The sequence below is a fragment of the Mammaliicoccus sp. N-M50 genome (assembly GCF_022386995.1).
Classification (GTDB): domain Bacteria; phylum Bacillota; class Bacilli; order Staphylococcales; family Staphylococcaceae; genus Mammaliicoccus; species Mammaliicoccus sciuri_A.
In genome coordinates this window covers 1-23,060 of the sequence record NZ_JAJNJA010000001.1, presented here as the reverse complement: position 1 = coordinate 23,060, position 23,060 = coordinate 1, and the positions used below count along the sequence as shown (strand labels likewise).

General features: G+C 34.7%; 20 protein-coding genes. 1 reads left to right on the top strand and 19 read right to left on the bottom strand.

The genetic code is table 11. The features are described from left to right. Window positions 1-3: 3 nt before the first annotated feature. The 16 genes from LQ622_RS00105 to LQ622_RS00030 all read right to left on the bottom strand — a co-directional run bounded on the left by LQ622_RS00105 (window position 4) and on the right by LQ622_RS00030 (window position 11,749). On the bottom strand, window positions 4-1,071 hold the full coding sequence (locus LQ622_RS00105) for an undecaprenyldiphospho-muramoylpentapeptide beta-N-acetylglucosaminyltransferase (RefSeq protein ID WP_204170193.1): 1,068 nt from the start codon (window positions 1,069-1,071) through the stop codon (window positions 4-6). 2 nt (window positions 1,072-1,073) lie between these two features. Next, entirely contained in the window at window positions 1,074-1,604 is a 531-nt protein-coding gene (locus tag LQ622_RS00100; RefSeq protein ID WP_191835564.1) for a GNAT family N-acetyltransferase, read from the bottom strand. Then, window positions 1,605-3,032, bottom strand: a complete 1,428-nt coding sequence (locus LQ622_RS00095) for a S41 family peptidase (RefSeq protein WP_037590509.1) — start codon at window positions 3,030-3,032, stop codon at window positions 1,605-1,607. A 559-nt stretch (window positions 3,033-3,591) separates the two neighbouring features. Next, a complete protein-coding gene (locus LQ622_RS00090; protein ID WP_025906287.1) occupies window positions 3,592-3,813 on the bottom strand; it encodes a YozE family protein in 222 nt (73 codons plus the stop codon). After that, the gene (locus LQ622_RS00085) at window positions 3,814-4,317 is read right to left on the bottom strand and encodes a PTS sugar transporter subunit IIA (protein WP_025906286.1); all 504 of its coding nucleotides are present in this window, start codon (window positions 4,315-4,317) and stop codon (window positions 3,814-3,816) included. It lies immediately after the preceding gene. A 14-nt stretch (window positions 4,318-4,331) separates the two neighbouring features. Further along, on the bottom strand, window positions 4,332-4,760 hold the full coding sequence (msrB, locus tag LQ622_RS00080; RefSeq protein WP_025906285.1) for a peptide-methionine (R)-S-oxide reductase MsrB: 429 nt from the start codon (window positions 4,758-4,760) through the stop codon (window positions 4,332-4,334). A gap of 1 nt (window position 4,761) precedes the next feature. Next, window positions 4,762-5,280, bottom strand: coding sequence for a peptide-methionine (S)-S-oxide reductase MsrA (msrA, locus tag LQ622_RS00075; protein ID WP_037560246.1), 519 nt, complete (start codon window positions 5,278-5,280; stop codon window positions 4,762-4,764). Window positions 5,281-5,307: 27 nt separating this feature from the next. Further along, complete coding sequence (locus tag LQ622_RS00070) at window positions 5,308-5,874, bottom strand: DUF2140 family protein (protein WP_239774507.1); 567 nt, start codon at window positions 5,872-5,874, stop codon at window positions 5,308-5,310. Then, window positions 5,864-6,706: a DegV family protein gene (locus LQ622_RS00065; protein WP_239774496.1), complete on the bottom strand. Its 843-nt coding sequence runs from the start codon at window positions 6,704-6,706 to the stop codon at window positions 5,864-5,866. The genes LQ622_RS00070 and LQ622_RS00065 overlap by 11 nt, the downstream gene beginning before the upstream one ends. Next, entirely contained in the window at window positions 6,693-7,442 is a 750-nt protein-coding gene (locus tag LQ622_RS00060; protein ID WP_037590515.1) for a lysophospholipid acyltransferase family protein, read from the bottom strand. The genes LQ622_RS00065 and LQ622_RS00060 overlap by 14 nt, the downstream gene beginning before the upstream one ends. 1 nt (window position 7,443) lies before the next feature. Then, window positions 7,444-7,920: a dihydrofolate reductase gene (locus LQ622_RS00055; RefSeq protein ID WP_037590516.1), complete on the bottom strand. Its 477-nt coding sequence runs from the start codon at window positions 7,918-7,920 to the stop codon at window positions 7,444-7,446. Window positions 7,921-7,935: 15 nt separating this feature from the next. Continuing rightward, window positions 7,936-8,889 carry a thymidylate synthase gene (locus tag LQ622_RS00050; protein ID WP_239774494.1) on the bottom strand — a complete coding sequence of 318 codons (954 nt, stop codon included), beginning with the start codon at window positions 8,887-8,889 and terminating at the stop codon, window positions 7,936-7,938. A 305-nt stretch (window positions 8,890-9,194) separates the two neighbouring features. Next, on the bottom strand, window positions 9,195-9,995 hold the full coding sequence (locus LQ622_RS00045) for a class I SAM-dependent methyltransferase (protein ID WP_239761935.1): 801 nt from the start codon (window positions 9,993-9,995) through the stop codon (window positions 9,195-9,197). Further along, window positions 9,979-10,416 carry a BrxA/BrxB family bacilliredoxin gene (locus tag LQ622_RS00040; protein WP_025906276.1) on the bottom strand — a complete coding sequence of 146 codons (438 nt, stop codon included), beginning with the start codon at window positions 10,414-10,416 and terminating at the stop codon, window positions 9,979-9,981. The genes LQ622_RS00045 and LQ622_RS00040 overlap by 17 nt, the downstream gene beginning before the upstream one ends. A 3-nt stretch (window positions 10,417-10,419) precedes the next feature. Continuing rightward, window positions 10,420-11,544: a virulence factor gene (locus LQ622_RS00035; RefSeq protein WP_204188609.1), complete on the bottom strand. Its 1,125-nt coding sequence runs from the start codon at window positions 11,542-11,544 to the stop codon at window positions 10,420-10,422. 10 nt (window positions 11,545-11,554) lie between these two features. Further along, complete coding sequence (locus LQ622_RS00030; protein ID WP_049318859.1) at window positions 11,555-11,749, bottom strand: zinc-finger domain-containing protein; 195 nt, start codon at window positions 11,747-11,749, stop codon at window positions 11,555-11,557. A 151-nt stretch (window positions 11,750-11,900) separates the two neighbouring features. On the opposite strand from LQ622_RS00030, the gene LQ622_RS00025 reads away from it, so the two are divergent. Next, complete coding sequence (locus tag LQ622_RS00025; RefSeq protein WP_204255441.1) at window positions 11,901-12,590, top strand: queuosine precursor transporter; 690 nt, start codon at window positions 11,901-11,903, stop codon at window positions 12,588-12,590. A gap of 61 nt (window positions 12,591-12,651) precedes the next feature. Here the strand turns inward: LQ622_RS00025 and LQ622_RS00020 are convergent, their stop codons facing one another. The 3 genes from LQ622_RS00020 to LQ622_RS00005 all read right to left on the bottom strand — a co-directional run. Beyond that, window positions 12,652-13,281 carry a hypothetical protein gene (locus tag LQ622_RS00020; protein WP_239774492.1) on the bottom strand — a complete coding sequence of 210 codons (630 nt, stop codon included), beginning with the start codon at window positions 13,279-13,281 and terminating at the stop codon, window positions 12,652-12,654. Between the two features lie 69 nt (window positions 13,282-13,350). Further along, window positions 13,351-14,250, bottom strand: a complete 900-nt coding sequence (locus tag LQ622_RS00015) for a hypothetical protein (RefSeq protein WP_239774481.1) — start codon at window positions 14,248-14,250, stop codon at window positions 13,351-13,353. 162 nt (window positions 14,251-14,412) lie between these two features. Continuing rightward, on the bottom strand, window positions 14,413-23,060 hold an 8,648-nt coding region (locus tag LQ622_RS00005; RefSeq protein ID WP_481817257.1), incomplete at its 5' end, for a Rib/alpha-like domain-containing protein.

Below are 23,060 nucleotides of genomic sequence, written 5' to 3'. Positions count from 1 at the left end.
CCTTTACTTTATGTCTGATTCAATTTTGTTAAATAGTGTTTCTTTAGTATAACTTTCTTTGAAATGTGACATTTTGTCAATAATAGCTTCACGTTCGTTTTCTAATTTATCAAGTTGACTGATCAGATTAGATTGGTCGACATCTTTTTCTTGTAATACTTTAGCATATCCATTTTTCTCGAAAATTTTAGCGTTATCAATTTGGTCTCCTCTAGATTGATCTAAACCAAGTGGAATTAATAACATAGGTAACTTCAATGTCGCAAATTCATATATAGCGTTAGCGCCTGCTCTACTGATAACAGTGTCCGTAATCGCATAGAAGTGCATTAATTCATTTGAAACAAACTCATATTGGACATAGTTGTCGTTTTTAATACTATGATCTACATGACCTTTACCAGTTAAATGAATAATTTGATATTTCTTTGTTAAATAGTCTAAGTTATCTCGAATCGCTTTATTTAAAGCTTTAGAACCTAAGCTACCACCCATTACGAGTAATACAGGTAATTGATCATTAAAGCCCGTTAATTGATAACCTTCTTCTTTAGATCCATCTCTTAAATCTTCTCTAATAATCGCACCAATATAATCTGATTTTTCTTTAGGTACATATTTTAAAGTTTCTTCAAAAGTTGTATACATTTTATTAGCGAATTTCATTGAAATTTTATTTGCTAAACCAGGTGTAACATCTGATTCATGCACAATTGATGGAATTTTTAATGATTTGGCAGCGATAATAACTGGAACACTGACAAATCCACCTTTAGAAAAGACTAAATCTGGTTTTTCTTTCTTTAATACTTTTCTAGCGTCTAATACACCTTTTAATACTTTAAAGACGTCTTTTAAATTCTCAAAAGATAAATATCGACGTAACTTCCCGCTTGAAATCGCAATATATTTCGTATCTTTGGCAGAGTCAGTAATCATTTCTTTTTCTATACCGTTTTTAGAACCAATATATATTGTTTCGATATCACGTTTTTGTGCTTCAGGAATCAGTGCTAAATTTACTGCAACATGTCCTATCGTACCGCCACCGGTAAATGCTATCTTCTTCATGTTTATTTCTCCTCGTTCTCTATCAATTTATAATATGCATAAAATGGTGCGTTCTTATCAAATGGAAACTCATCTGTTTCATATTCACCTATTTTAATAAAATCAAATTTTTCAAAAAGTCTTTGTGCACGTTTATTGAGTGAAAATGTATCCGTTATGATAATAGGCGTGCCTGCTTCAGTAGCAATATCAATAGCAAATTGCATCATCTTCATTGCGATACCTTTATATTCAGGATTTGTAGCCATTCTATGAATGACATATGCGCCGTTAGTATTAGCTGGCCAGTCGAATTGTTTATACCATTCAGCTTGTACTTGATTGACACATATATAACCTGCAATGTCATTGTTTTCTTCATATAGATATAAGTCTCCGTTATCTATATCTTCGTAGAAATGCTTCTCTAAAGGATAACGATGATCCCATTGAGGATTCTGATCGTTCTCCATAATCGATTTAGCCATTTCTGTTAATTGATTAATATGTTGAATATCTGATCTTGTTGCTTTTCTCAAACTAGTTTCCCCCATTTACTTATGCATATATTGAATTGCTTCATCAAGTTGTTTATCTTCACTGCGGATTTTCTTGCGTAAAAGTTCAATAAATTTCTTAGTTGTATCATCTGTGAAAATACCATTTGCAGTTAAATCATGATCACTTTGGAATGATTTAACTTGTGATGTCAGTTGGGCATCAAATTGGTCATTTTCATTGTTAATATTATACCCTAAAGCGTTCAAACCAATCTTAATTGACTTAATTTCTTTAGATTGATCGCCTTCTTGATATGTCTTACTTGGATCGATTATTTCAATTTCCTCATATTTAGGTGCTTTAATGGTTTTATCTGGTTGAATACCTTTTTTATGAATATAAGATTTATTAGGTGTTAACCATCTCATGTTTGTATATTTTAAAATACTAGAATCGCTAAATTCTTTATGAACTTGTCCGATGCCTTTACCAAAAGTCGTTGTTCCTAGTACGTCTGCAATTTTATAATCTTGTAATGCGCCAGCGAATATTTCTGCAGCACTTGCAGATCCTTTATTAACGAGAACTGTGTAATCCATATCATCGATACCAGACATTTTGTCGTTTTCAGTTTCAACTGCTTGTGGTTTATCACCTTTCGTTTCTAGATATATAACAGGTTTATTTTTATCAACAAACAAGTTAACGCTTGTCACAACTTCATCTAATAGACCACCTGGATTGTTTCTTAAATCTAAAACGACATGTTTCACTTTGTCTTTTTTAGCTTGTTTCAATGCAGATTGTAATTCTTTTGTTGTTTTATTTTGGAACTTAGAAATTGCAATGACGCCAGTGTCATTTTTCTTCGTATAATCGACACTTGTAAGATGGATTTTGTCACGTTTAATTTTCACATCGAAAGGTTCTTTACCTTCTCGTTTAATTGTTAACGTAACAGTAGTACCTTTTTTACCTCTTACTTTTTTGACGATTTCATTTAAAGATTTATTTTTAATCGATTCATCGTCAACTTTCGTAATAACGTCTAAAGATTTCACGCCAGCTTTTTCAGCAGGAGAATCTTTCATAGGACTCGTAATTCTAACGTAGCCATCGTGCATTTCCATTTCTGCACCAATTCCAACAAAATCACCAGAAATTTCTTCGTTATAGCTTGTTGTATCTTTAGCGGATATGTATTCACTATAAGGGTCATCTAAAGATTTGATCATACCATCAATAGCGCCTTGCGTTAATTTGTCGTCATCAACATCTTTGTAATAGTCGTTATTAATTTGTTTATAAGCCTCTTCAATCTTGTTAAGCTCTTTTTGTTGATCATTGCCAAAATATAAACCGAATTTATACGAAGCAAACGATACAACAGCCGTCAATAAGACCGTAACAAATAATATAATGAATAACTTATATAAAGGAAGCGTTATTTGCCGACTTTGTTTCTTTTTAAAAGGTTTCATTTACTCACAACTTTCTTGTCAAATATAATTTATTTTAACAGTTAAATCATATAAATAAAAACACTTTGGTGTGGGAAACAGCAAAGTGAACGAATTAATAAGGAAAAATGTTCATATCGTGAGTGTAACGGGTGTCGTTAGGGACAGAATTCCGAGAAATGTCCGTAAGAATGGCCCGTCTAATTACCAGAATTCAGAATAATGGAAGTTACAGCGTTCTAATTACCAGAATTCGAAATAATGGAAGTTACAGCATTCTAACTACCACAATTCAGAATAATGATAGTTACAACGTTCTAATTACCAGAATTCAGAATAATGGAAGTTACAGCGTTCTAATTACCAGAATTCAGAATAATGGAAGTTACAGCATTCTAACTACCAGAATTCAGAATAATGGAAGTTAGCGCGTTCTAACAACCACAATTCAGAATAATGGAAGTTAGCGGTCTCTAATTACCACAATTCGAAATTGTGGTAATTAGCACCTCATCATTACCAAATCCACAAATGAAAAAACACCTCATTTCCGCTTGAAAATGAGGTGTTTTGTTTTATCTTAGAATTTCAACCATTCTTCATATGATTCGAATAAGTCATCGAAGACGCTCATTGGTTGTGTGAACATGGCTTCTGTTTCTAAGTAATCTGAAAGTGTGTGGTAATCGTTTGTGAATTTAGGGAATGATAAGTCTTGGAAGATTAAATCTGCCAACTTACCTACTTCGCTTTTTTCACTTCGTTTTGTTAGTGCGTATTGATAGAAAGAATATTGTTTCATTTATTTCATTTTCACATCAATAGCCTTAGTTTCACCTTTAACTAGACTTTCTAATTTTTCGATATTAATTTCTTCAGCGTCATCTGTGTTTGTAATAATAACAGGGCTGATTACTGATTTTACTTTTGATTCGATTGTTTCGATGTCGAATTTTAATAACTCATCGCCTTGTTTTACTGTATCTCCAGTATTAACAAGTGCTTCAAATCCTTCTCCACCTAATTGAACAGTTTCTAAACCTACGTGTACCAATACTTCTAATCCGTTAGCTGCTTTAATACCTACAGCGTGATTTGAAGGTTTGAATACATTCACAACTTCTCCATCAAATGGCGCCACTACAACACCTTCTGTTGGTTTAATACCGAATCCTTCACCCATCATTTTTTGAGCAAATACTGGATCTGGAATATCTTCAATTGCTACATATTCACCTGAAATTGGTGCAAATACTTCAACATTTGTATCTTTTGATTTGTTACCGCCAAATAATTTTTTAAACATTACAATCGACTCCTCTAATTTTTAAAATGATTTACTAATTCTCCATACCCTAAATCTTCTAATTTATCATATGGAATAAATTGTACAGCAGCTGAATTAATACAATATCTTAAGCCACCAGATTCTTTAGGACCGTCATTAAAGACATGACCTAAATGACTATCTGAATCTTCAGAGCGTACTTCAGTTCTGATCATACCATGTGTTTTATCAACAAGTTCGATAATTTCTTCATCATCTAACGCTTTTGAAAAACTTGGCCAACCACAATCAGATTCAAATTTTTCTTCTGAAGTGAATAATGGTTTACCAGATAATTTATCTACATAAATACCTTTTTCAAAGTGATTCCAATATTCATTTTGAAAAGGTGGTTCTGTACCATTTTGTTGTGTTACGAGATATTCCATTTCATTTAATTCATCTTTACTTTTTTTAAGCATCTTAACGCCCCCAATACTTTTCTATAAATGCTTTACGTCCAGAACCTTGTTGATACCCTTGATAATGTGCGGGATTCTTCAAGTAATAATCTTGATGATATTCTTCCGCAGGGTAAAAGTTCTTGTACGGTTTAACTGGCGTAATGACTGGTTTATCAAAAATATTTTGTTCATTTAATTGATTGATTTTGTTATGCGCTATTTCTTCTTGTTCTTTGTCGTGGTAGAAAATAACTGGTTCGTAACTTTCGCCTCTATCAAAGAACTGACCTTTGTTATCTGTTGGATCAAAAGTCTTAAAGTATATATCTAAAATAGCTTCAAAGTCTGTTTCATCTTCATTGTATTCAATTTGAACAGCTTCAACATGACCAGTTTGATTTGTACAAACTTCTTCATAAGTTGGATTTTCAACATGACCACCACTATATCCGGAAGTCACTTCAATAATACCAGGGAATTCATTGAAAGGTTTAACTAAACACCAAAAACATCCCCCAGCTAACGTTGCATATGCCATAGTTGTACCTCCTTTAATGATGTTAAGTTACTTTAACTTAATATCAAAGTACCATTTTTTGTCTGAAATATCTAATGTTTGAATTTGTATAGACTCAACATTATCAATCTCCAACTGATTTAAAGATAAATTGAAGGATTCATCTTTAGGATTTACATGAATATATGGTGGAAGTTCACTATATTTTTTGATTTGAGATAGAATAAATGGATTTGAAATATTTAATTTACCAATATCTATCGATTGAATTTTGAAATAGATTGTATCGTTATTTAACTTTTTAGGTTTCGTTTGAAGTGTTATATCAATATTTTTGCCTAAAATTTTAGTACGAGTATCAAATGACAATGATTTCTTAGTGATGCGTGATTGAATATCATAATCTTTCATAGAAGCATTCATTAACGATTCTAATTGTGCATTATCAAAAGAAATGGTGAAATCTTTCTTAGTTTGTTCTGTATTTATGGTTGGATGGTTTGTACCGTCTGAAATTTGAGACCATACATAAGCTAGAGCACCAAGTATTAGAATAATTAATATAATAAAAGCATAAAACCAAGCTCTATGATTCATCCAATGTTTATTTTCCATAGAAGAACACGCCAATAGCACCTTCACCAGTATGTGTTGAAACGACTGGTGTCGTTACTGCAGTATCAAACAAGTGGAAATTTTTCTTCTCTTTAATTGTATTCATCAATTTCGTCATCAATTGTTCTGCATTCGCATCTGCAATACCAATTTTAATAAGTTCTTTCTTCTCTAAGAAGACATCTAATTCTTTCATTAAATATTTAACGATAGCATTTTGCGTTCTTGCGTTATGCATCATTTCGATTTTTCCGTTAATCAATTCGCCAATTGGTTTAATATTCATCAATGAACCGAGTAAGCCTTTCGCTTTACCGATTCTACCACCTTTAATTAAGTTGTCGATATTACCAATGACCACAAATAGTCTTAAATTATTTTTAATCACTTCAATTTCTTCGACGATTTCTTCAACAGTTTTACCTGCGTTGATCATCTTCACGACTTCTTCAATTTGGAACCCGTAAGCTAATGAAATGAATTGACTATCCACAACTGTAACTTTACTTTCTGTCATTTGTGCTGCTTGTTGAGCTGCGCTAAATGTACCTGATAACTCAGAAGTCATATGAATACTAATAATTTCAGAACCATCTGCTCCTAATGCGTCATATGTTTCAACAATTTTACCAATTGGTGGCTGACTTGTTTTAGGTAGTTCTTTAGCGTCTTTCATTTTTTCTAGAAATTCTGTTGAGCTAATATCCTCTTGGTCTACGTACGTTACACCATCGATTAGTATATTTAGAGGTACGACAGTAATGTTATTTTCTCCTAAAAAGTCTGCTGATAAATCTGTCGTCGAATCAACAACTATTTTAATTTTTGACATAATGATTCTCCTTTAATGATTGAACAGTATTACTAATTTTTCCTTGTACAAATTGACTTACTTCTTGCATGGTCTTATCTTCAAAAATAGAAGGCTCAATTGGATCTAGAATGTGTACATAAACATCACCAGGGACCATTTTTTTAGAATCTTGAGCTTCCATGATTTTAGATGTCCCATAAATCGCAATAGGTACAATTTTAACTTTAGCTGATTTAGCTAATTTAAAAGAACCTGCTTTAAATTCTTGCATTTCTCCGCCTTTACTTCTACTACCTTCAGGAAAAATTAATAAAGAATGTTGTTCTTTTAATTTGTTAATACCATCTTTTATCATTTGTAAACTTGCGCGTCTATTTGAACGATCTAAATATATACAATTCATTTCTTCCATCCATGGACTTAAAAACGGAATTTTTTGAACTTCAGTCTTTGAAATAAATCCAAATGGTTGTGGTAAATGATTAATTAATACTGGAATATCAAAATTACCTTCATGATTTGAAATGTATAATACAGGCTCATCAAATGATTCTGTATTGCCAGACAAGTGTGTTGTAACACCAGCTGAATCTAGAATGCGTGAAGCCCATCTTTTTGCATATAAAAAGATCATTTCATCTTGTTTACGGACATCATTAATCAATGTCTTCTTATGCTTAACTTTGTTTAATTGTGAAGACACAAGTGCTGCATAACCTATAATATAACCGATTGTTTTCGTCGTTCTTAACATACTATTTTTTCCTTTCCAAATGCATATAAGTGTGTGGTAAAGTGTTTTTTTCATCGAGTTCGCCAGATTCAGATGAAAGAACCGTCCAATCTTTGAAGTCGTATGGAGGGAAAAAGGCATCACCTTGAAACTTATCTTCTATTACTGTTACATACATATCGTCAACGCGGTCCATCATTTGTTCGTATAGACCTTGTCCGCCAAAGATAAAGATATGTCCATCAAGTTGATCGATTTCATCTAAAGAATGAATCACATCGACACCTTCATGTTCAAAAGATGGATTTGTCGTTAATACAACATTACGTCTATTCGGTAATGGCTTACCTAAAGAATCAAATGTTTTTCTTCCCATCACGATCGTATTTCCAGTCGTCAATGCTTTAACTCTTTTTAAGTCATTTGGTAAATGCCATGGCATCTTGTTGTCTAAGCCAATTACGCGATTTTGATCATGACAAACTATAATTGATTTCATTTAAATTACTCCTTTTTAAACTGCAATAGGTGCTTTAATACTTGGATGTGATTCATAACCGTCAATTTCTAAATCTTCGTATTCAATATCAAACAATGATTTATCTGTGTTGATATTAAGTTTAGGTGCTTCGTAAGAATCTCTTGAAAGTTGTTCATTTATTGCATCTATATGATTCTTATAAATATGCGCATCACCAAACGTATGGACAAACTCGCCTACTTCTAATCCACATTCTTTCGCAATTAAATGTGTTAATAAACTATAACTCGCAATATTAAACGGTACACCTAAGAAAATATCTGCACTTCGTTGATATAATTGACAGCTTAATTTTCCGTCTTTCACATAAAATTGGAATAATGTATGACATGGTGGTAATGCCATCGTATCTATTTCAGTTGGGTTCCAAGCAGAAATAATATGGCGTCTTGAATTAGGATTTTGTTTAATATTTTCAATTAAAGTCTTAAGTTGGTCAAATCGTTTACCATCTTGATCTTTCCAATCTCTCCATTGTTTACCGTAAACATTGCCTAAGTCACCGTATTTTATCATAAAATCATCATCATTCAGAATCTTATCTTTGAATATCGCAAGTTGTGCTTTATATTGTTCATTAAATTCATCATCTACTAAAGAACGACGACCAAAGTCTGTCATATCAGGACCATCATAGTCATTGCTTTCAATCCATTTCTTGAAAGCCCACTCGTTCCAAATGTTATTCTTATATTGTAATAAATATCTTATATTTGTATCGCCTTTAATAAACCATAAAAGCTCAGTTGCAATTAATTTAAAAGAAACCTTTTTAGTTGTTAATAACGGAAAACCTTCAGATAAATCAAATCTCATTTGGTGACCAAATATAGAAATCGTACCCGTACCCGTTCTATCGTCCTTATTTTCGCCTTCTTCTAATACCCTTTTGCATAAATCGTGATACGCTTTATCAAAGTTATTCATTTGAGCACCTCTTTTTCATATTCTCCTGTTACTATATTAACGAAATTATCGGTAATTTACTACTGATATAATATAGAAAATTTCCAGATTATTAGGTATAATGGATATAAATTAACAAAGTGCTAACAAAACGAAGGAGGCTATTTCAATGAATGAAATTTTTGCTACTTTAGGGTTCTTCTTATTATTATGCTATATGATTAGTATGTGCATTACAGAATAGTATCAATAAGGGGTAATATACAAAAACTGGGACAATCTTTTGTCCCAGTTTTTGTATTATCAAATGATTAAGTGTTACACCATCACTCAAATTTATAATTTTGATTTATTCTCAATCCATAATGTGTTTTAGTGCTTTTCCTTATACATTGTATTGTATTAAACTTTTTGAAAATCTCGCTTTTATAATGTGCTTTTACGATTAAATATTCGAAATGAGATACACTTTTGATTTCTGAAGGTATTTCAATATTACGTGAAAGTTCCCCCATTCTATCGTCTTCATCAAGTGTCTCTTCAAACATATGATCTAAATATAAGATGTCGACCAATTCTGGATGTTGTTCGACCCAATTGTGATAATCATCATTTATATAATGGATGCGTCTTAATTCATCTTCTGTTAAATAGCGTTTCATGCCTTCAGAAATAACATAATGGATAAGTGGATTTTGTTCTATTGCATATACATGTGCTTGTTGATAATGCTTTAATATTAAATACGTATCTCGCCCAAAGCCCATCGTGCCATCTATAAAATTAAATTTTGTAAAATCTGTTGTTATTTCATCTAACATTTCAATTAGTACAGGCATCTTACGTTGTTTCATCATATGTAATTTAACTTTAACTGTATCTAAATGAAAATATATCGGTGTATCTGGTGTGAAATAAAGTTTAGGTCCACTGCTTTCAAATACAATTAATGGTGTCGTATCTCGTTGAAACAATTGATTAATCGTTAATTTTCTTCGCTTAATAATTTGAACATTCTGAATGGATGCTAATTTAGATAACACAGAAAATGCATCTTCTACTTGTTTGTAGAGAGATGCATTTGTCTTAACGGCAGTTGTGATACGAATATTAGTCACAGTATTCATCAAAAGCGTCTTTAATATCCAAACAGATTTCTTGGATATCTCTTCCTTCAATATGTTCACGTGGCATAAAGTATTTAAGCTCATTACCTTTAAATAATGCCATTGATGGACTTGATGGTACTTGTGCGATATATTCTCTCATTGTTTCAGTTGCTTCTTTATCTTGTCCAGCAAATACTGTAGCAATTCTAGAAGGTTTTTTATCATTTTGTTGAGCTACTGTAACAGCTGCAGGACGTGCTAAACCAGCTGCACATCCACATACAGAGTTTACGACGATAAATGTTGTTTCGTTCGGTTGTGCGTTTTCCATATATTCTTTAACAGATTCTGCTGATTCTAAACTTTCAAAGCCTTGTCCTGTTAATTCACTTCTCATTGGTTGAGCAAGTTCTTTCATGTATTGTTCATATGCATTCATATTTTATCCCTCTTTCTTTCTATTAGCCATTTGTTTCCAAACAGAACCTAATGCTTCTTCACCATTTTCGATTCTTTCAATTGCCATTTGTACTTGCAACTTAACATCGAATGCTGGGTCGTCTTGTCTTTTCTTCAATGCTTCTAAAGCAGTTTCATCACCTTCATCAAATATAAACATAGCTGCACGCCATCTTACAATTTTCTGAGGGTCTTCTAATGCTTCTATCATTACTGGTAATGCTTCTTTAAAACCTAAATCACTTAAACAGTCACCAGCTGTTCTTCTAACAGAAACAACTTTATCTTTCATACCTTTATATAAATAAGGTAATGTTTCTTTTGATTCGATCATACCTAATAGTACGATTGCCATTCTGCGTACTTGTGGCTTTTCATCATTTAACGCTACATCTAACAATGGATAATCGTCTTCTGTTGGTGTTGGAAAGTCATTTAACATTCTTAATTTTACTTTCCAATCCTCTTCTTGTTCAAACGTTTCTTTATCAACATGTACAAATTGCTTTTCAGGAATGGTAATGTCACTTGTTAAAGCTTCTTCAACTAAAGCCTCTAATTTCTCTTTAGGGTACAAAGCTAATATTTCTTCTTGAACGGTTGCTAATACTTCCTCTACTTCGCCGTAACGTACACCTAAATCTTCCCATTTTCTTAAAAAGACAACGTTATCTGAGTCTTTCGTTGCTTTTAGCATACTATCAATATAAATTTCAGGAAGTTGTTTACGTTTCTCTTCTTCTTGTGTTGTTAATTTAATTTGATAAGGTATACCTTTAAACTTTAAGACTTCAGCTTTTACTTCACCGAAATGTTCATTTACTTGATTTTCAGCAAAGTCCCCTTCTTGATCTGAACCTGAGATGGCTGCTGTAACGTCTTTAAGTAAAGTATCCCAGTTTTCTTTTGGACGTTTATCTACAGCGATAAAGTCCATAACATGGAATACAGATTTAATACCATCTAATTGAAGAATACGGTTAATGAATTCTGGATTATGATCATTCACTTCAGTATAAGTATTTGAAGACCTATCTTCTTTCTTAAATGATAAAACGATTTTCATCGTATTTGGGCTTGGTGTCGGTTCAACTCTAACAATTTCCATAATATCCTCCTTATTGCAACTTGTTACCTAATTGTTTAATGCGTATACCGATAGAACATTCCGATATACAATACTGATGTGCTTGGTGTTTACCTTTAGTTTCCCTATAATGTGTCTTTAATAAACACCCTTTACAGTATGTTTCCATCAATTGATCTATTTGTTTAATTGCTTGTTTCTCTTCTTGAGCTAAAATGAGTGTCACTCCCTTACTAGACCGTTATTATAACATTCATCATACAAATTGTTTACGATAAAGCTTATTGATTTTTATAACTTTGAGCCGTATAATAGATAAGTTCGATTATCGCGGTTTCTAAACACCCGCTATATCAAAATTTAGGAGGAACAAAGTTATGTATAATGAATTAATAGGTATTGGAACTTTCTTCGTTACATTTATATTGATGCTCGTTCTATACCGATTTTTTGGAAAAACTGGCCTGTTCGTTTGGGTTGCTATAGGTACTATTATAGCAAATATACAGGTTATTAAAACAGTAGAACTGTTTTCAGTTAGTGCAACACTTGGAAATGTTATGTTCGCATCAATATATCTTGCAACAGATATATTAAACGATATCTATGGTAGAAAACAAGCACGAAAAGCAGTTTGGCTTGGATTTTCTTCAGTAATCGTCATGGTTATATTATTACAGTGCTCTTTAACATTTATTCCTGCACAGGAAGATATCTCTCAAGAAGCGCTAGAAACAATCTTTAATATTGTACCAAGAATTGCACTTGGATCCATCATTGCGTATATCATTGGTCAACATTTAGATGTATTATTATTCACATTAATTAAGAAGAAATTCTCTTCAGATAGAACTTTCTATATAAGAGCTTACGGAAGTACAGTTGTCAGTTCAATAGTCGATACTGCAATCTTTGTATTGATTGCGTTCTATGGTAACTTACCGAACAATGTTGTATTTGAAATATTCTTTACGACATACTTCTTAAAACTCATCACAACATTATCTAACGTACCGTTTGGTTACATTGCTAAATCAATGTACAGAAATGGTAAGATTAGCGAATAATTTCATACAAATCCAATAAAAATCCTACCTACTCCATTTCGATGGAAAAGGTAGGATTTTCTTATTGATTGAATACTTTCAAATACTCTACATAACTCGTTAAGTAATGTTCGATATCATCTATCTCTACACGATAACCTTCATGTTTAATATAGAATGCCTCTAATATGCGCTCTGGATTTTGGAAATACATTGCAACTTCAGGATAAAAATAACCTGTTCTCATATAATCTGCTCTTCTATGAATCGTATCAACTAATAAATCAACGTCAAAATATTGTTTAATCAACTCAGATTGGTCATGTTGTTTCGCACTTTCTACTATATTATATGTAGCCATTAACATGCCTAGTAATAATGGATCTGTAGATTGACGGTTTTGTACGTTATTCAAATGTTCTCCTAAATTTTGAAAAGCAAATTGATTATATTTTTCTGCTGGTTCTATTTGAATCAATACTTCTGCACTATAACTTAACCAGTAGTCATGATGTTTCCAATATGATTTTTGAATAAATTTTTCATAAAGTAATTTGGCAGCATTTAACCATTCTTCATTTTGATCAAGTTGATATAATTTTAATAACGCTAATGCTGCTTGACCTTCATAATAAATGACTCTAAATGAATCTTTAACAGTTAAATCTGGATAATTCAACACATGTGTTGTTTCTCCGTTCTCATCAATCATGTTTAATAAGCCTTTCGCAACACTTTGAGCTGCTTTTAAATACTTCTTATTCGAACGACCGTATTGTATTTAACCACATACAGCTAGTATAAATGCGGCGTTCTGACCTAATTTAATCTCATTAATATAGTTTGTATCATCAAATACATATGTTGCACCGTCGTGTTTATATAAATAATGATTGATAATGTAATCTATCGGTTTCTTAGAAATGCTTATATTCTTCTTCAAATATGATAATGACTTGATAAATGCATAAGTTGTTGAACTATGACATAAATTGTTATAAGCATTGATATTGATATTAAAGTGTGGGAAAAATCCATAATGATACTTACCATTATCTTGTATAAGATTCATCAAATAATCTGTATTCGTTTGAATCATACGATCAATTTCAACTGGAAGATTATCTACTGGCCTTAACCCTTTCTTGTAACCTTCTTGTTCTAAATTTATAACCTGTTCACCTTCAATAAAGAAACTCTTTGTATAGAATCTCTTAACTACTTTGCCTTCATAATCTTTATGTAAATATAAATTGTAATTCTTCTTATACTTTCTTAAATAATGATTGATATTTTTCTCAGAAAGTATGAATATCCCTTTCTCATTTGTAGGTCTAATAAAAGCATTGCTATTTATTTCTTCTGGTAAAAATGCTAGATGCCAATTGGAATCTAATGCAAAACCATACTCAATATGATTTCTAGTTGTATGAACTAAGTCTTCTTTTAATTCATCAAATGGAATGTCTTCAACAGATGTCACAATATCAATTTTAATCCATTTAGGTGCTTTACCACTCTTCTTACGATATGTTTCGACAAATTTAATCATTTGATTACTGTTCGATAATTTAAAGCTTTTAACAACGGCTTTAACTTTAGGATGGCCAATACTTATAAACAATCTTTCACAATCAGAATGTTCATTTATAATACTTTTAATTTGCTGTTTAGCATTCACGCTCTTTCATTCCTTTCAATTTCAATATATGTATATAAAACTTTTTTAATCTGAATTCAAATATGTATAGAAAAAAATAAAAATAATCATTTTATTTAAAATAAAATTAAAAATGAAGAGTCTGGAACATTAATGTTCCAGACTCTCATTACTCATTATATTTTATTGTTCTTCTTCTTCTTTTTTACGACGACCGAATAAGAATAATGAGCCAAGTCCTGCGAATAAGCTTCCGAATAAAGTAGCATTTTCAGCAGGTGTTTCACCAGTGTCTGGTAATACTTTTGCTTGTTCTTTGTTATCTTTATTCATCATGTTATCTTTAGCACTTTCCATACCATTCATATTGTTAGAACCAGCGTCTGTGTTATCAGAAGCTTTTTCAACTACTACACCAACAGTTACAGTTTGTTTAGAACCATCAGGGTAAGTAACAGTTACTGGAATATCAACTTTTGTACCAGGTGTTACATCCTTAGGTGGAACAACTGTAATGTCACCAGTGTTAGGATCTACAGTTACAGTCCATCCACTTGGAACTTTGTCTGAAGGTACTTCAAACTTCGTACCAGGTGGTAACTCTTTATCGCCAGTTTGTGGGATATGAGTAGATGTACCAGGTTTAACTGGAGTTGGACCTTGATCTTTAGAACCATATCCAGGTGTATTGTCATCAGCTTGAGTCTTACCAGCAGGTTTGTCAGCAGGTTTTTCGACTACAACTTTAACAGGAACGATTTCAGTAGAACCGTCTGGGTAAGTAACCGTAACTGGTATATCAACCATAGTACCAGGTGTTACATCCTTAGGTGGAACAACTGTAACGTCACCTGTATTAGGATCAACAGTTACTGTCCAACCACTTGGAACTTTGTCAGCTGGAACATCAAACTTCGTACCAGGTGGTAATTCTTTATCACCAGTTTGAGGTATCTTAACTTCAGTACCAGGTTTAACTGGAGTTGGACCTTGGTCTTTAGAACCATAACCAGGTGAATTGTCGTCAGCTTGAGAATTTTCAGTAGCTTTTTCAACTACAACTTTAACCGGAAGTTCTTTAGTAGAACCATCTGGGTAAGTAACAGTTACTGGAATTTCAACTTCAGTACCAGGTGTAACATCTTTCGGTGGAACGATTGTTAAGTCACCAGTGTTAGGATCTACAGTCACTGTCCAACCACTTGGAACTTTGTCAGCTGGAACGTCGAACTTCGTACCAGGTGGTAACTCTTTATCACCAGTTTGAGGTATCTTAACTTCAGTACCAGGTTTAACTGGAGTTGGACCTTGGTCTTTAGAACCATAACCAGGTGAATTGTCGTCAGCTTGAGAATTTTCAGTAGCTTTTTCAACTACAACTTTAACCGGAAGTTCTTCAGTAGAACCGTCTGGGTAAGTCACTGTAACAAGAATATCAACTTCAGTACCAGGTGTAACATCTTTCGGTGGAACGATTGTTAAATCACCAGTATTAGGATCAACTTCTACAGTCCAACCGCTTGGAACTTTGTCAGCTGGAACATCAAACTTCGTACCAGGTGGTAACTCTTTATCACCAGTTTGTGGAACTTTAGTTTCAGAACCAGGTTTAACTGGAGTAGGACCTTGATCTTTAGAATCATATCCAGGTGAATTATCGTCAGCGTTAGACTTATCAGCTGGTTTGTCAGTAGATTTTTCAACAACAACTTTAACCGGAAGTTCTTTAGTAGAACCGTCTGGGTAAGTCACTGTAACTGGAATATCAACTTCAGTACCAGGTGTAACATCCTTCGGAGGAACGATTGTTAAGTCACCAGTGTTAGGGTCAACTTCTACAGTCCAACCACTTGGAACTTTGTCAGCTGGAACGTCGAACTTCGTACCAGGTGGTAACTCTTTATCACCAGTTTGTGGAATATGAGTTTCAGAACCAGGTTTAACCGGTGTAGAACCTTGATCTTTAGAATCATATCCAGGTGAATTATCGTCAGCGTTAGACTTATCAGCTGGTTTGTCAGTTGATTTTTCAACGATAACTTTAACCGGAAGTTCTTCAGTAGAACCGTCTGGGTAAGTCACTGTAACTGGAATATCAACTTCAGTACCATGTGTTACATCCTTAGGTGGAACAACTGTTAAATCACCAGTGTTAGGATCAACTTCTACAGTCCATCCACTTGGAACTTTGTCAGCTGGAACGTCGAACTTCGTACCAGGTGGTAACTCTTTATCACCAGTTTGTGGAATATGAGTTTCAGAACCAGGTTTAACCGGTGTAGGACCTTGATCTTTAGAACCATATCCAGGTGTATTGTCGTCAGCATGTGATTTATCAGTAGCTTTTTCAACGACAACTTTAACAGGAAGTTCTTCAGTAGAACCATCTGGGTAAGTCACCGTAACTGGGATATCAACTTCAGTACCAGGTGGTAATTCTTTATCACCAGTTTGTGGCACTTTAGTTTCAGAACCAGGTTTAACCGGTGTAGAACCTTGATCTTTAGAATCATATCCAGGTGAATTATCGTCAGCGTTAGACTTATCAGCTGGTTTGTCAGTTGATTTTTCAACAACAACTTTAACCGGAAGTTCTTCAGTAGAACCATCAGGGTAAGTCACTGTAACTGGAATATCAACTTCAGTACCAGGCGTTACATCCTTCGGTGGAACGATTGTTAAATCACCAGTATTAGGATCAACTTCTACAGTCCAACCACTTGGAACTTTGTCAGCTGGAACATCAAACTTCGTACCAGGTGGTAACTCTTTATCAGCAGTTTGTGGCACTTTAGTTTCAGAACTAGGTTTAACTGGAGTTGGACTTTGGTCTTTAGAATCATATCCAGGTGTATTCGATGCAGATTGACTAGGTGTAGTAATATCAGGTTTACCGTCACCGTCTTTATCTGTTGGTGAATCAGATTTAGGATCAGATTCATCTTTGTTTGGAATACCATCTTTGTCGTGGTCTTCGTCACCATCAGGAATACTATTACCATCAGTATCGGCTTTAGTTGGGTCAGTACCAATCAATTCTTCATCTTTATTGCTTACACCATCACCATCGATGTCGTTGTCATCTTTATCAGGTGTACCATCGCCGTCAGTATCCTTCGGAGTTGAGATGTCAGGTTTACCGTCACCGTCTTTATCTGTTACATCAAATGAATTTGGATTAGATTCGTCTTTATTTGGAATACCATCACCGTCGTAATCCTCGTCACCGTCATTGATACCATTACCATTAGTGTCTGGATTTAATGGATCAGTGCCAATTACAATCTCATCGTAGTCGTTGATACCATCACCATCAACATCAGTATCATCTTTGTCGATAATACCATCGCCATCAGTATCAGCTGGAGTCGTGATATCAGGTTTGCCGTCACCATCTCTATCCGTTGGTTTATCAGATTTACGATTAGATTCAGTTTTGTTCGAGTAACCATCTCCATCGTAATCCTCATCACCATCATCGATACCATTTCCGTCAGTGTCAGGCTTAGTTGGATCAGTACCAATAAGTTTTTCATCTTCGTTGTTAACGCCATCGCCATCAATATCATTGTCATCTTTATCAGGGATGCCATCACCATCAGTATCCTTCGGAGTTGAGATGTCAGGTTTACCGTCGCCATCTTTATCAGTTACATCAAATGAGTTTGGATCAGATTCGTCTTTATTAGGAATACCATCACCGTCGTAATCCTCGTCACCATCAGGGATACCATTACCATTAGTATCTGGATTTAATGGATCAGTACCAATTTCTATCTCATCGTAATCATTGATACCATCACCATCGATATCAGGATCATCTAAGTCAATAATACCATCTCCATCTGTATCAGTAGGTGTTGAGATGTCAGGTTTACCATCACCATCTTTATCAGTTGGTTTGTCAGATTTAGGATTAGATTCGTGTTTGTTTGAGTAACCATCATTATCGTAATCCTCATCACCATCATTCACACCATTACCGTCAGTATCAGGATTTAATGGATCAGTACCGATAAGTTTTTCATCTTCGTTGTTAACGCCGTCACCATCGATGTCATTATCATTTCTATCAGGTTTACCGTCGCCGTCAGTATCTTTATTAGGATCAGTTGGCGTAGATACATCTGGGTTTCCATCATAATCTTTATCAGTTGCTTTATCTGAATTTGGATTAGATTCATCTTTATTTGGAATACCATCGCCATCATGGTCTTCATCACCATCAGGGATACCATCATGATCAGTGTCTGGATTATTAGGATTAGTACCAATTAATTTTTCATCTTCATTATTGATACCATCACCATCGATGTCAGTATCTTCTTTATCAGGAATACCGTCACCATCAGTATCTTGTGGAGTCGTGATATCAGGTTTACCATTACCATCTTTATCAGTTACTTTATCTTTATTTGGATTAGATTCGTCTTTGTTTGGTATACCATCACTATCATAATCCTCATCTCCATCACTTACACCATTACCGTCAGTGTCTGGGTTAGTTGGGTCAGTACCGATAAGTTTTTCATCTTCATTGTTAACACCGTCACCATCGATGTCTTCATCATCAATATCAGGGATTCCATCACTATCAGTATCATGAGGAGTAGTGATATCCGGTTTACCATCACCATCTTTATCAGTTGGTGTAGCAGAATTCGGATCAGATTCATCTTTATTAGGTATACCGTCACCATCATGATCTTCGTCTCCATCATTTACGCCATCACCATTAGTATCTGGATCTAACGGATCAGTTCCAATAAGGATTTCATCTTCATCGTTAATACCATCGCCATCCTTATCAGTTTCGTCTTTATCCAGTATGCCGTCACCATCAGTATCATCTGGTGTAGTAATATCAGGTTTACCGTCACCATTTTCATCTGTTGGTTTATTAGATTCAGGATCAGATTCATTTTGGTTTGTTACGCCATCATTATCAAAGTCTTCCTCTCCATCATTCTTACCATTACCGTCAGTGTCAGGATTTGTAGGATCAGTGCCGATAAGTTTTTCATCCTCATTGTTTACACCATCGCCATCAATGTCAGTGTCATCTTTATCTGGGATGCCATCCCCATCAGTGTCTTTTGGAGTCTCAATATCAGGTTTACCATCGCCATCTTTATCCGTTGGTGTAGCAGAATATGGATCAGATTCATCTTTGTTCGGAATACCATCACCATCATGATCTTCATCACCATCAGAAATACCATCGTGATCAGTATCAGGATTAGTTGGATCAGTACCGATAAGTTTTTCATCTTCGTTACTTACACCATCACCATCGATGTCAGTGTCATCTTTATCTGTGATGCCATCTCCGTCAGTATCCTTCGGAGTTTCAATATCAGGTTTACCATCACCATCTTTGTCCGTTGGTTGATCTGAAGATGGATCAGACTCATCTTTATTTGGAATACCATCGCTATCGTGGTCTTCGTCACCATCACTTACACCATTACCATCAGTATCAGGGTTGTTTGGATCAGTACCGATAAGTTTTTCATCTTCGTTACTTACGCCGTCACCATCGATGTCTTTGTCATCTTTGTCAGGTGTACCATCTCCGTCAGTATCTTTGTCTGAATCAGAATCAGAGCCAGAATTTGAAGTACTGTTAGAGTCAGAACTACTATCAGTGTTGCTATCTGATGTTGAGTTCGAATTACTGTCACTATCAGAACTGCTATCTGTATTAGAACCGCTATTAGAGTTCAAATCTGAATCAGAAGAACTGTCAGTAGCTGAATTGCTATCTGTAGCAGAATCAGAACCACTGTTCGCATTAGAGTCAGAGCTACTGTCATTAGCAGAGTTAGAATCTTTATCAGATTGGCTATCAGAGCTGCTATCTGTATTAGAAACTGAGTTATTGTTAGAGTCAGAGCTATTGTCAGATCCACTGTTTGAGTTAGTGTCTGAGTTGCTGTCATTAGCTGAATTAGAATCTTTATCAGATTGACTATCAGAACTACTATCAGTGTTAGAACCAGAATCATTGTTAGAATCAGAACTGCTGTCTGTATTAGAACCTGAATTATTAGTGTCTGAATCAGAAGAATTATCAGTAGCAGAATCAGATCCACTATTTGAGTTAGAGTCAGAACTGCTGTCATTAGCTGAATTAGAATCTTTATCAGATTGACTATCAGAGCTGCTGTCTGTATTAGAACCTGAATTATTAGCGTCTGAATCAGAAGAACTATCAGTAGTAGAATCAGAACCACTATTTGAGTTAGAGCCAGAACTGCTGTCATTAGCTGAATTAGAATCTTTGTCAGATTGACTATCAGAACTGCTGTCTGTGTTAGAACCTGAGTTATTAGCGTCTGAATCGGAAGAACTATCAGTAGCAGAATCAGATCCGCTATTTGAGTTAGAGTCAGAGCTACTATCAGTGTTAGAGCCAGAATTATTAGCGTCTGAATCAGAAGAACTATTAGTAGCAGAATCAGATCCGCTATTTAAGTTAGAGTCAGAGCTGCTATCAGTGTTAGAACCTGAGTTGTTGTTTAAGTCAGAGTTCATGTCAGAACCACTATTAGAGTTAGAGTCTGAATCAGATGTGTTGTTAGCATCTGAAGTTGAGTTACTATCAGAACCACTATTAGAGTTAGAGTCTGAGTCAGAGTTGCTATCATTAGCAGAGTTAGAATCTTTATCAGATTGGCTATCAGAGCTGCTATCTGTATTAGAAGCAGAATCATTGTTAGAACCTGAGTTCATTTCAGAACCATTATCCTTCGGAGTTGTGATATCAGGTTTACCGTCACCATCTTTGTCAGTTTGTTGATCTGAAGATGGATCAGACTCATCTTTATTAGGAATACCATCGCTATCGTGATCTTCGTCACCATCGCTCACACCATTACCGTCAGTATCAGGGTTGTTTGGATCCGTACCAATCAGTTTTTCATCTTCATTACTTACACCATCGCCGTCGATGTCTTTGTCATCTTTATCAGGTGTACCATCGCCATCAGTATCCTTCGGAGTTTCAATATCAGGTTTACCATCACCATCTTTGTCAGTTGGTTGATCTGAAGATGGATCAGACTCATCTTTATTTGGAATACCGTCGCTATCGTGGTCTTCGTCACCGTCACTTACACCATTACCGTCAGTATCAGGGTTGTTTGGATCAGTACCAATAAGTTTTTCGTCTTCGTTACTTACGCCGTCACCATCGGTGTCATTGTCATCTTTATCTGTGATGCCATCGCCATCAGTATCCTTCGGAGTTGAGATATCAGGTTTACCGTCACCGTCTTTATCAGTAGGTGTATCAGATTTAGGATCAGATTCATCTTTGTTCGGAACACCATCACTATCGTGGTCTTCGTCACCATCACTTACACCGTTACCGTCAGTATCAGGGTTGTTTGGATCAGTACCAATAAGTTTTTCATCTTCGTTACTTACACCATCACCATCGATGTCAGTGTCATCTTTGTCAGCAATTCCATCTCCATCAGTATCTTTGTCTGAATCAGAATCAGAGCTAGAATTTGAAGTACTGTTAGAGTCAGAGCTGCTATCAGTGTTGCTATCTGAAGTTGAGCCTGAATTACTGTCACTATCAGAAGAACTGTTGTCATCTGAAGTTGAGTTACTATCAGAGCTGCTATCAGTGTTAGAACCAGAATCATTGTTAGAATCAGAACTGCTGTCTGTATTAGAACCTGAATTATTAGTGTCTGAATCAGAAGAATTATCAGTAGCAGAATCAGATCCACTATTTGAGTTAGAGTTAGAACTACTGTCATTTGCTGAATTAGAATCTTTATCAGATTGACTATCAAAGCTACTGTCTGTATTAGAACCTGAATTATTAGCGTCTGAATCAGAAGAACTATCAGTAGCAGAATCAGATCCGCTATTTGAGTTAGAGTCAGAGCCACTGTCATTAGCAGAGTTAGAATCTTTATCAGATTGACTGTCAGAACTACTATCAGTGTTAGAACCAGAATCGTTATTAGAATCAGAGTTCATGTCAGAGCCACTGTTTGAGTTAGAGTCTGAGTCAGAGCTACTGTCATTAGCTGAATTAGAATCTTTATCAGATTGACTGTCAGAGCTGCTGTCTGTGTTAGAACCTGAATTATTAGCGTCTGAATCAGAACTACTATCAGTGTTAGAACCTGAGTTGTTGTTTGAATCAGAGTTCATGTCAGATCCACTATTAGAGTTAGAGTCTGAGTTAGATGTACTATTGTCACCTGAAGTTGAGTTACTATCAGAGCTGCTGTCTGTAGCTGAATCAGAACCGCTATTTGAATTAGAGTCTGAGCTGCTGTCTGTGTTAGAACCTGAATTATTAGCGTCTGAATCAGAACCGCTATTTGAATTAGAGTCTGAGCCGCTGTCTGTATTAGTACCTGAGTTATTGTTAGAATCAGAGTTCATGTCAGAGCCACTGTTTGAGTTAGAGTCTGAGTCAGAGCTACTGTCATTAGCAGAGTTAGAATCTATATCAGATTGGCTATCAGTGTTAGAACCTGAATTATTACTGTCTGAATCAGAAGAATTATCAGTAGCAGAATCAGAACCACTATTTGAGTTAGAGTCTGAGTCAGAGCTGCTGTCATTAGCTGAATTAGAATCTTTGTCAGATTGACTATCAGAACTACTATCAGTGTTAGAACCTGAGTCATTGTTAGAGTCAGAACTACTATCAGTAGCTGAGTTACTGTCAGTATCAGAGTTAGAATCTTTATCGGATTGACTATCAGAACTACTATCAGTGTTAGAACCTGAGTCATTGTTAGAGTCAGAACTACTATCAGTAGCTGAGTTACTGTCAGTATCAGAGTTAGAATCTT

Bases quoted from the DNA above. Each gene is read 5' to 3' on its own strand.
- LQ622_RS00050 (WP_239774494.1), bottom strand. From the start codon at position 8,889: ATGAATAACTTTGATAAAGCGTATCACGATTTATGCAAAAGGGTATTA.
- msrA (WP_037560246.1), bottom strand. From the start codon at position 5,280: ATGGCATATGCAACGTTAGCTGGGGGATGTTTTTGGTGTTTAGTTAAA.
- LQ622_RS00065 (WP_239774496.1), bottom strand. From the start codon at position 6,706: ATGTCAAAAATTAAAATAGTTGTTGATTCGACGACAGATTTATCAGCA.
- msrB (WP_025906285.1), bottom strand. From the start codon at position 4,760: ATGCTTAAAAAAAGTAAAGATGAATTAAATGAAATGGAATATCTCGTA.
- LQ622_RS00040 (WP_025906276.1), bottom strand. From the start codon at position 10,416: ATGAATGCATATGAACAATACATGAAAGAACTTGCTCAACCAATGAGA.
- LQ622_RS00045 (WP_239761935.1), bottom strand. From the start codon at position 9,995: ATGAATACTGTGACTAATATTCGTATCACAACTGCCGTTAAGACAAAT.
- LQ622_RS00070 (WP_239774507.1), bottom strand. From the start codon at position 5,874: ATGGAAAATAAACATTGGATGAATCATAGAGCTTGGTTTTATGCTTTT.
- LQ622_RS00025 (WP_204255441.1), top strand. From the start codon at position 11,901: ATGTATAATGAATTAATAGGTATTGGAACTTTCTTCGTTACATTTATA.
- LQ622_RS00100 (WP_191835564.1), bottom strand. From the start codon at position 1,604: ATGGGGGAAACTAGTTTGAGAAAAGCAACAAGATCAGATATTCAACAT.
- LQ622_RS00090 (WP_025906287.1), bottom strand. From the start codon at position 3,813: ATGAAACAATATTCTTTCTATCAATACGCACTAACAAAACGAAGTGAA.
- LQ622_RS00055 (WP_037590516.1), bottom strand. From the start codon at position 7,920: ATGAAATCAATTATAGTTTGTCATGATCAAAATCGCGTAATTGGCTTA.
- LQ622_RS00095 (WP_037590509.1), bottom strand. From the start codon at position 3,032: ATGAAACCTTTTAAAAAGAAACAAAGTCGGCAAATAACGCTTCCTTTA.
- LQ622_RS00020 (WP_239774492.1), bottom strand. From the start codon at position 13,281: ATGATTGATGAGAACGGAGAAACAACACATGTGTTGAATTATCCAGAT.
- LQ622_RS00035 (WP_204188609.1), bottom strand. From the start codon at position 11,544: ATGGAAATTGTTAGAGTTGAACCGACACCAAGCCCAAATACGATGAAA.
- LQ622_RS00105 (WP_204170193.1), bottom strand. From the start codon at position 1,071: ATGAAGAAGATAGCATTTACCGGTGGCGGTACGATAGGACATGTTGCA.
- LQ622_RS00060 (WP_037590515.1), bottom strand. From the start codon at position 7,442: ATGTTAAGAACGACGAAAACAATCGGTTATATTATAGGTTATGCAGCA.
- LQ622_RS00085 (WP_025906286.1), bottom strand. From the start codon at position 4,317: ATGTTTAAAAAATTATTTGGCGGTAACAAATCAAAAGATACAAATGTT.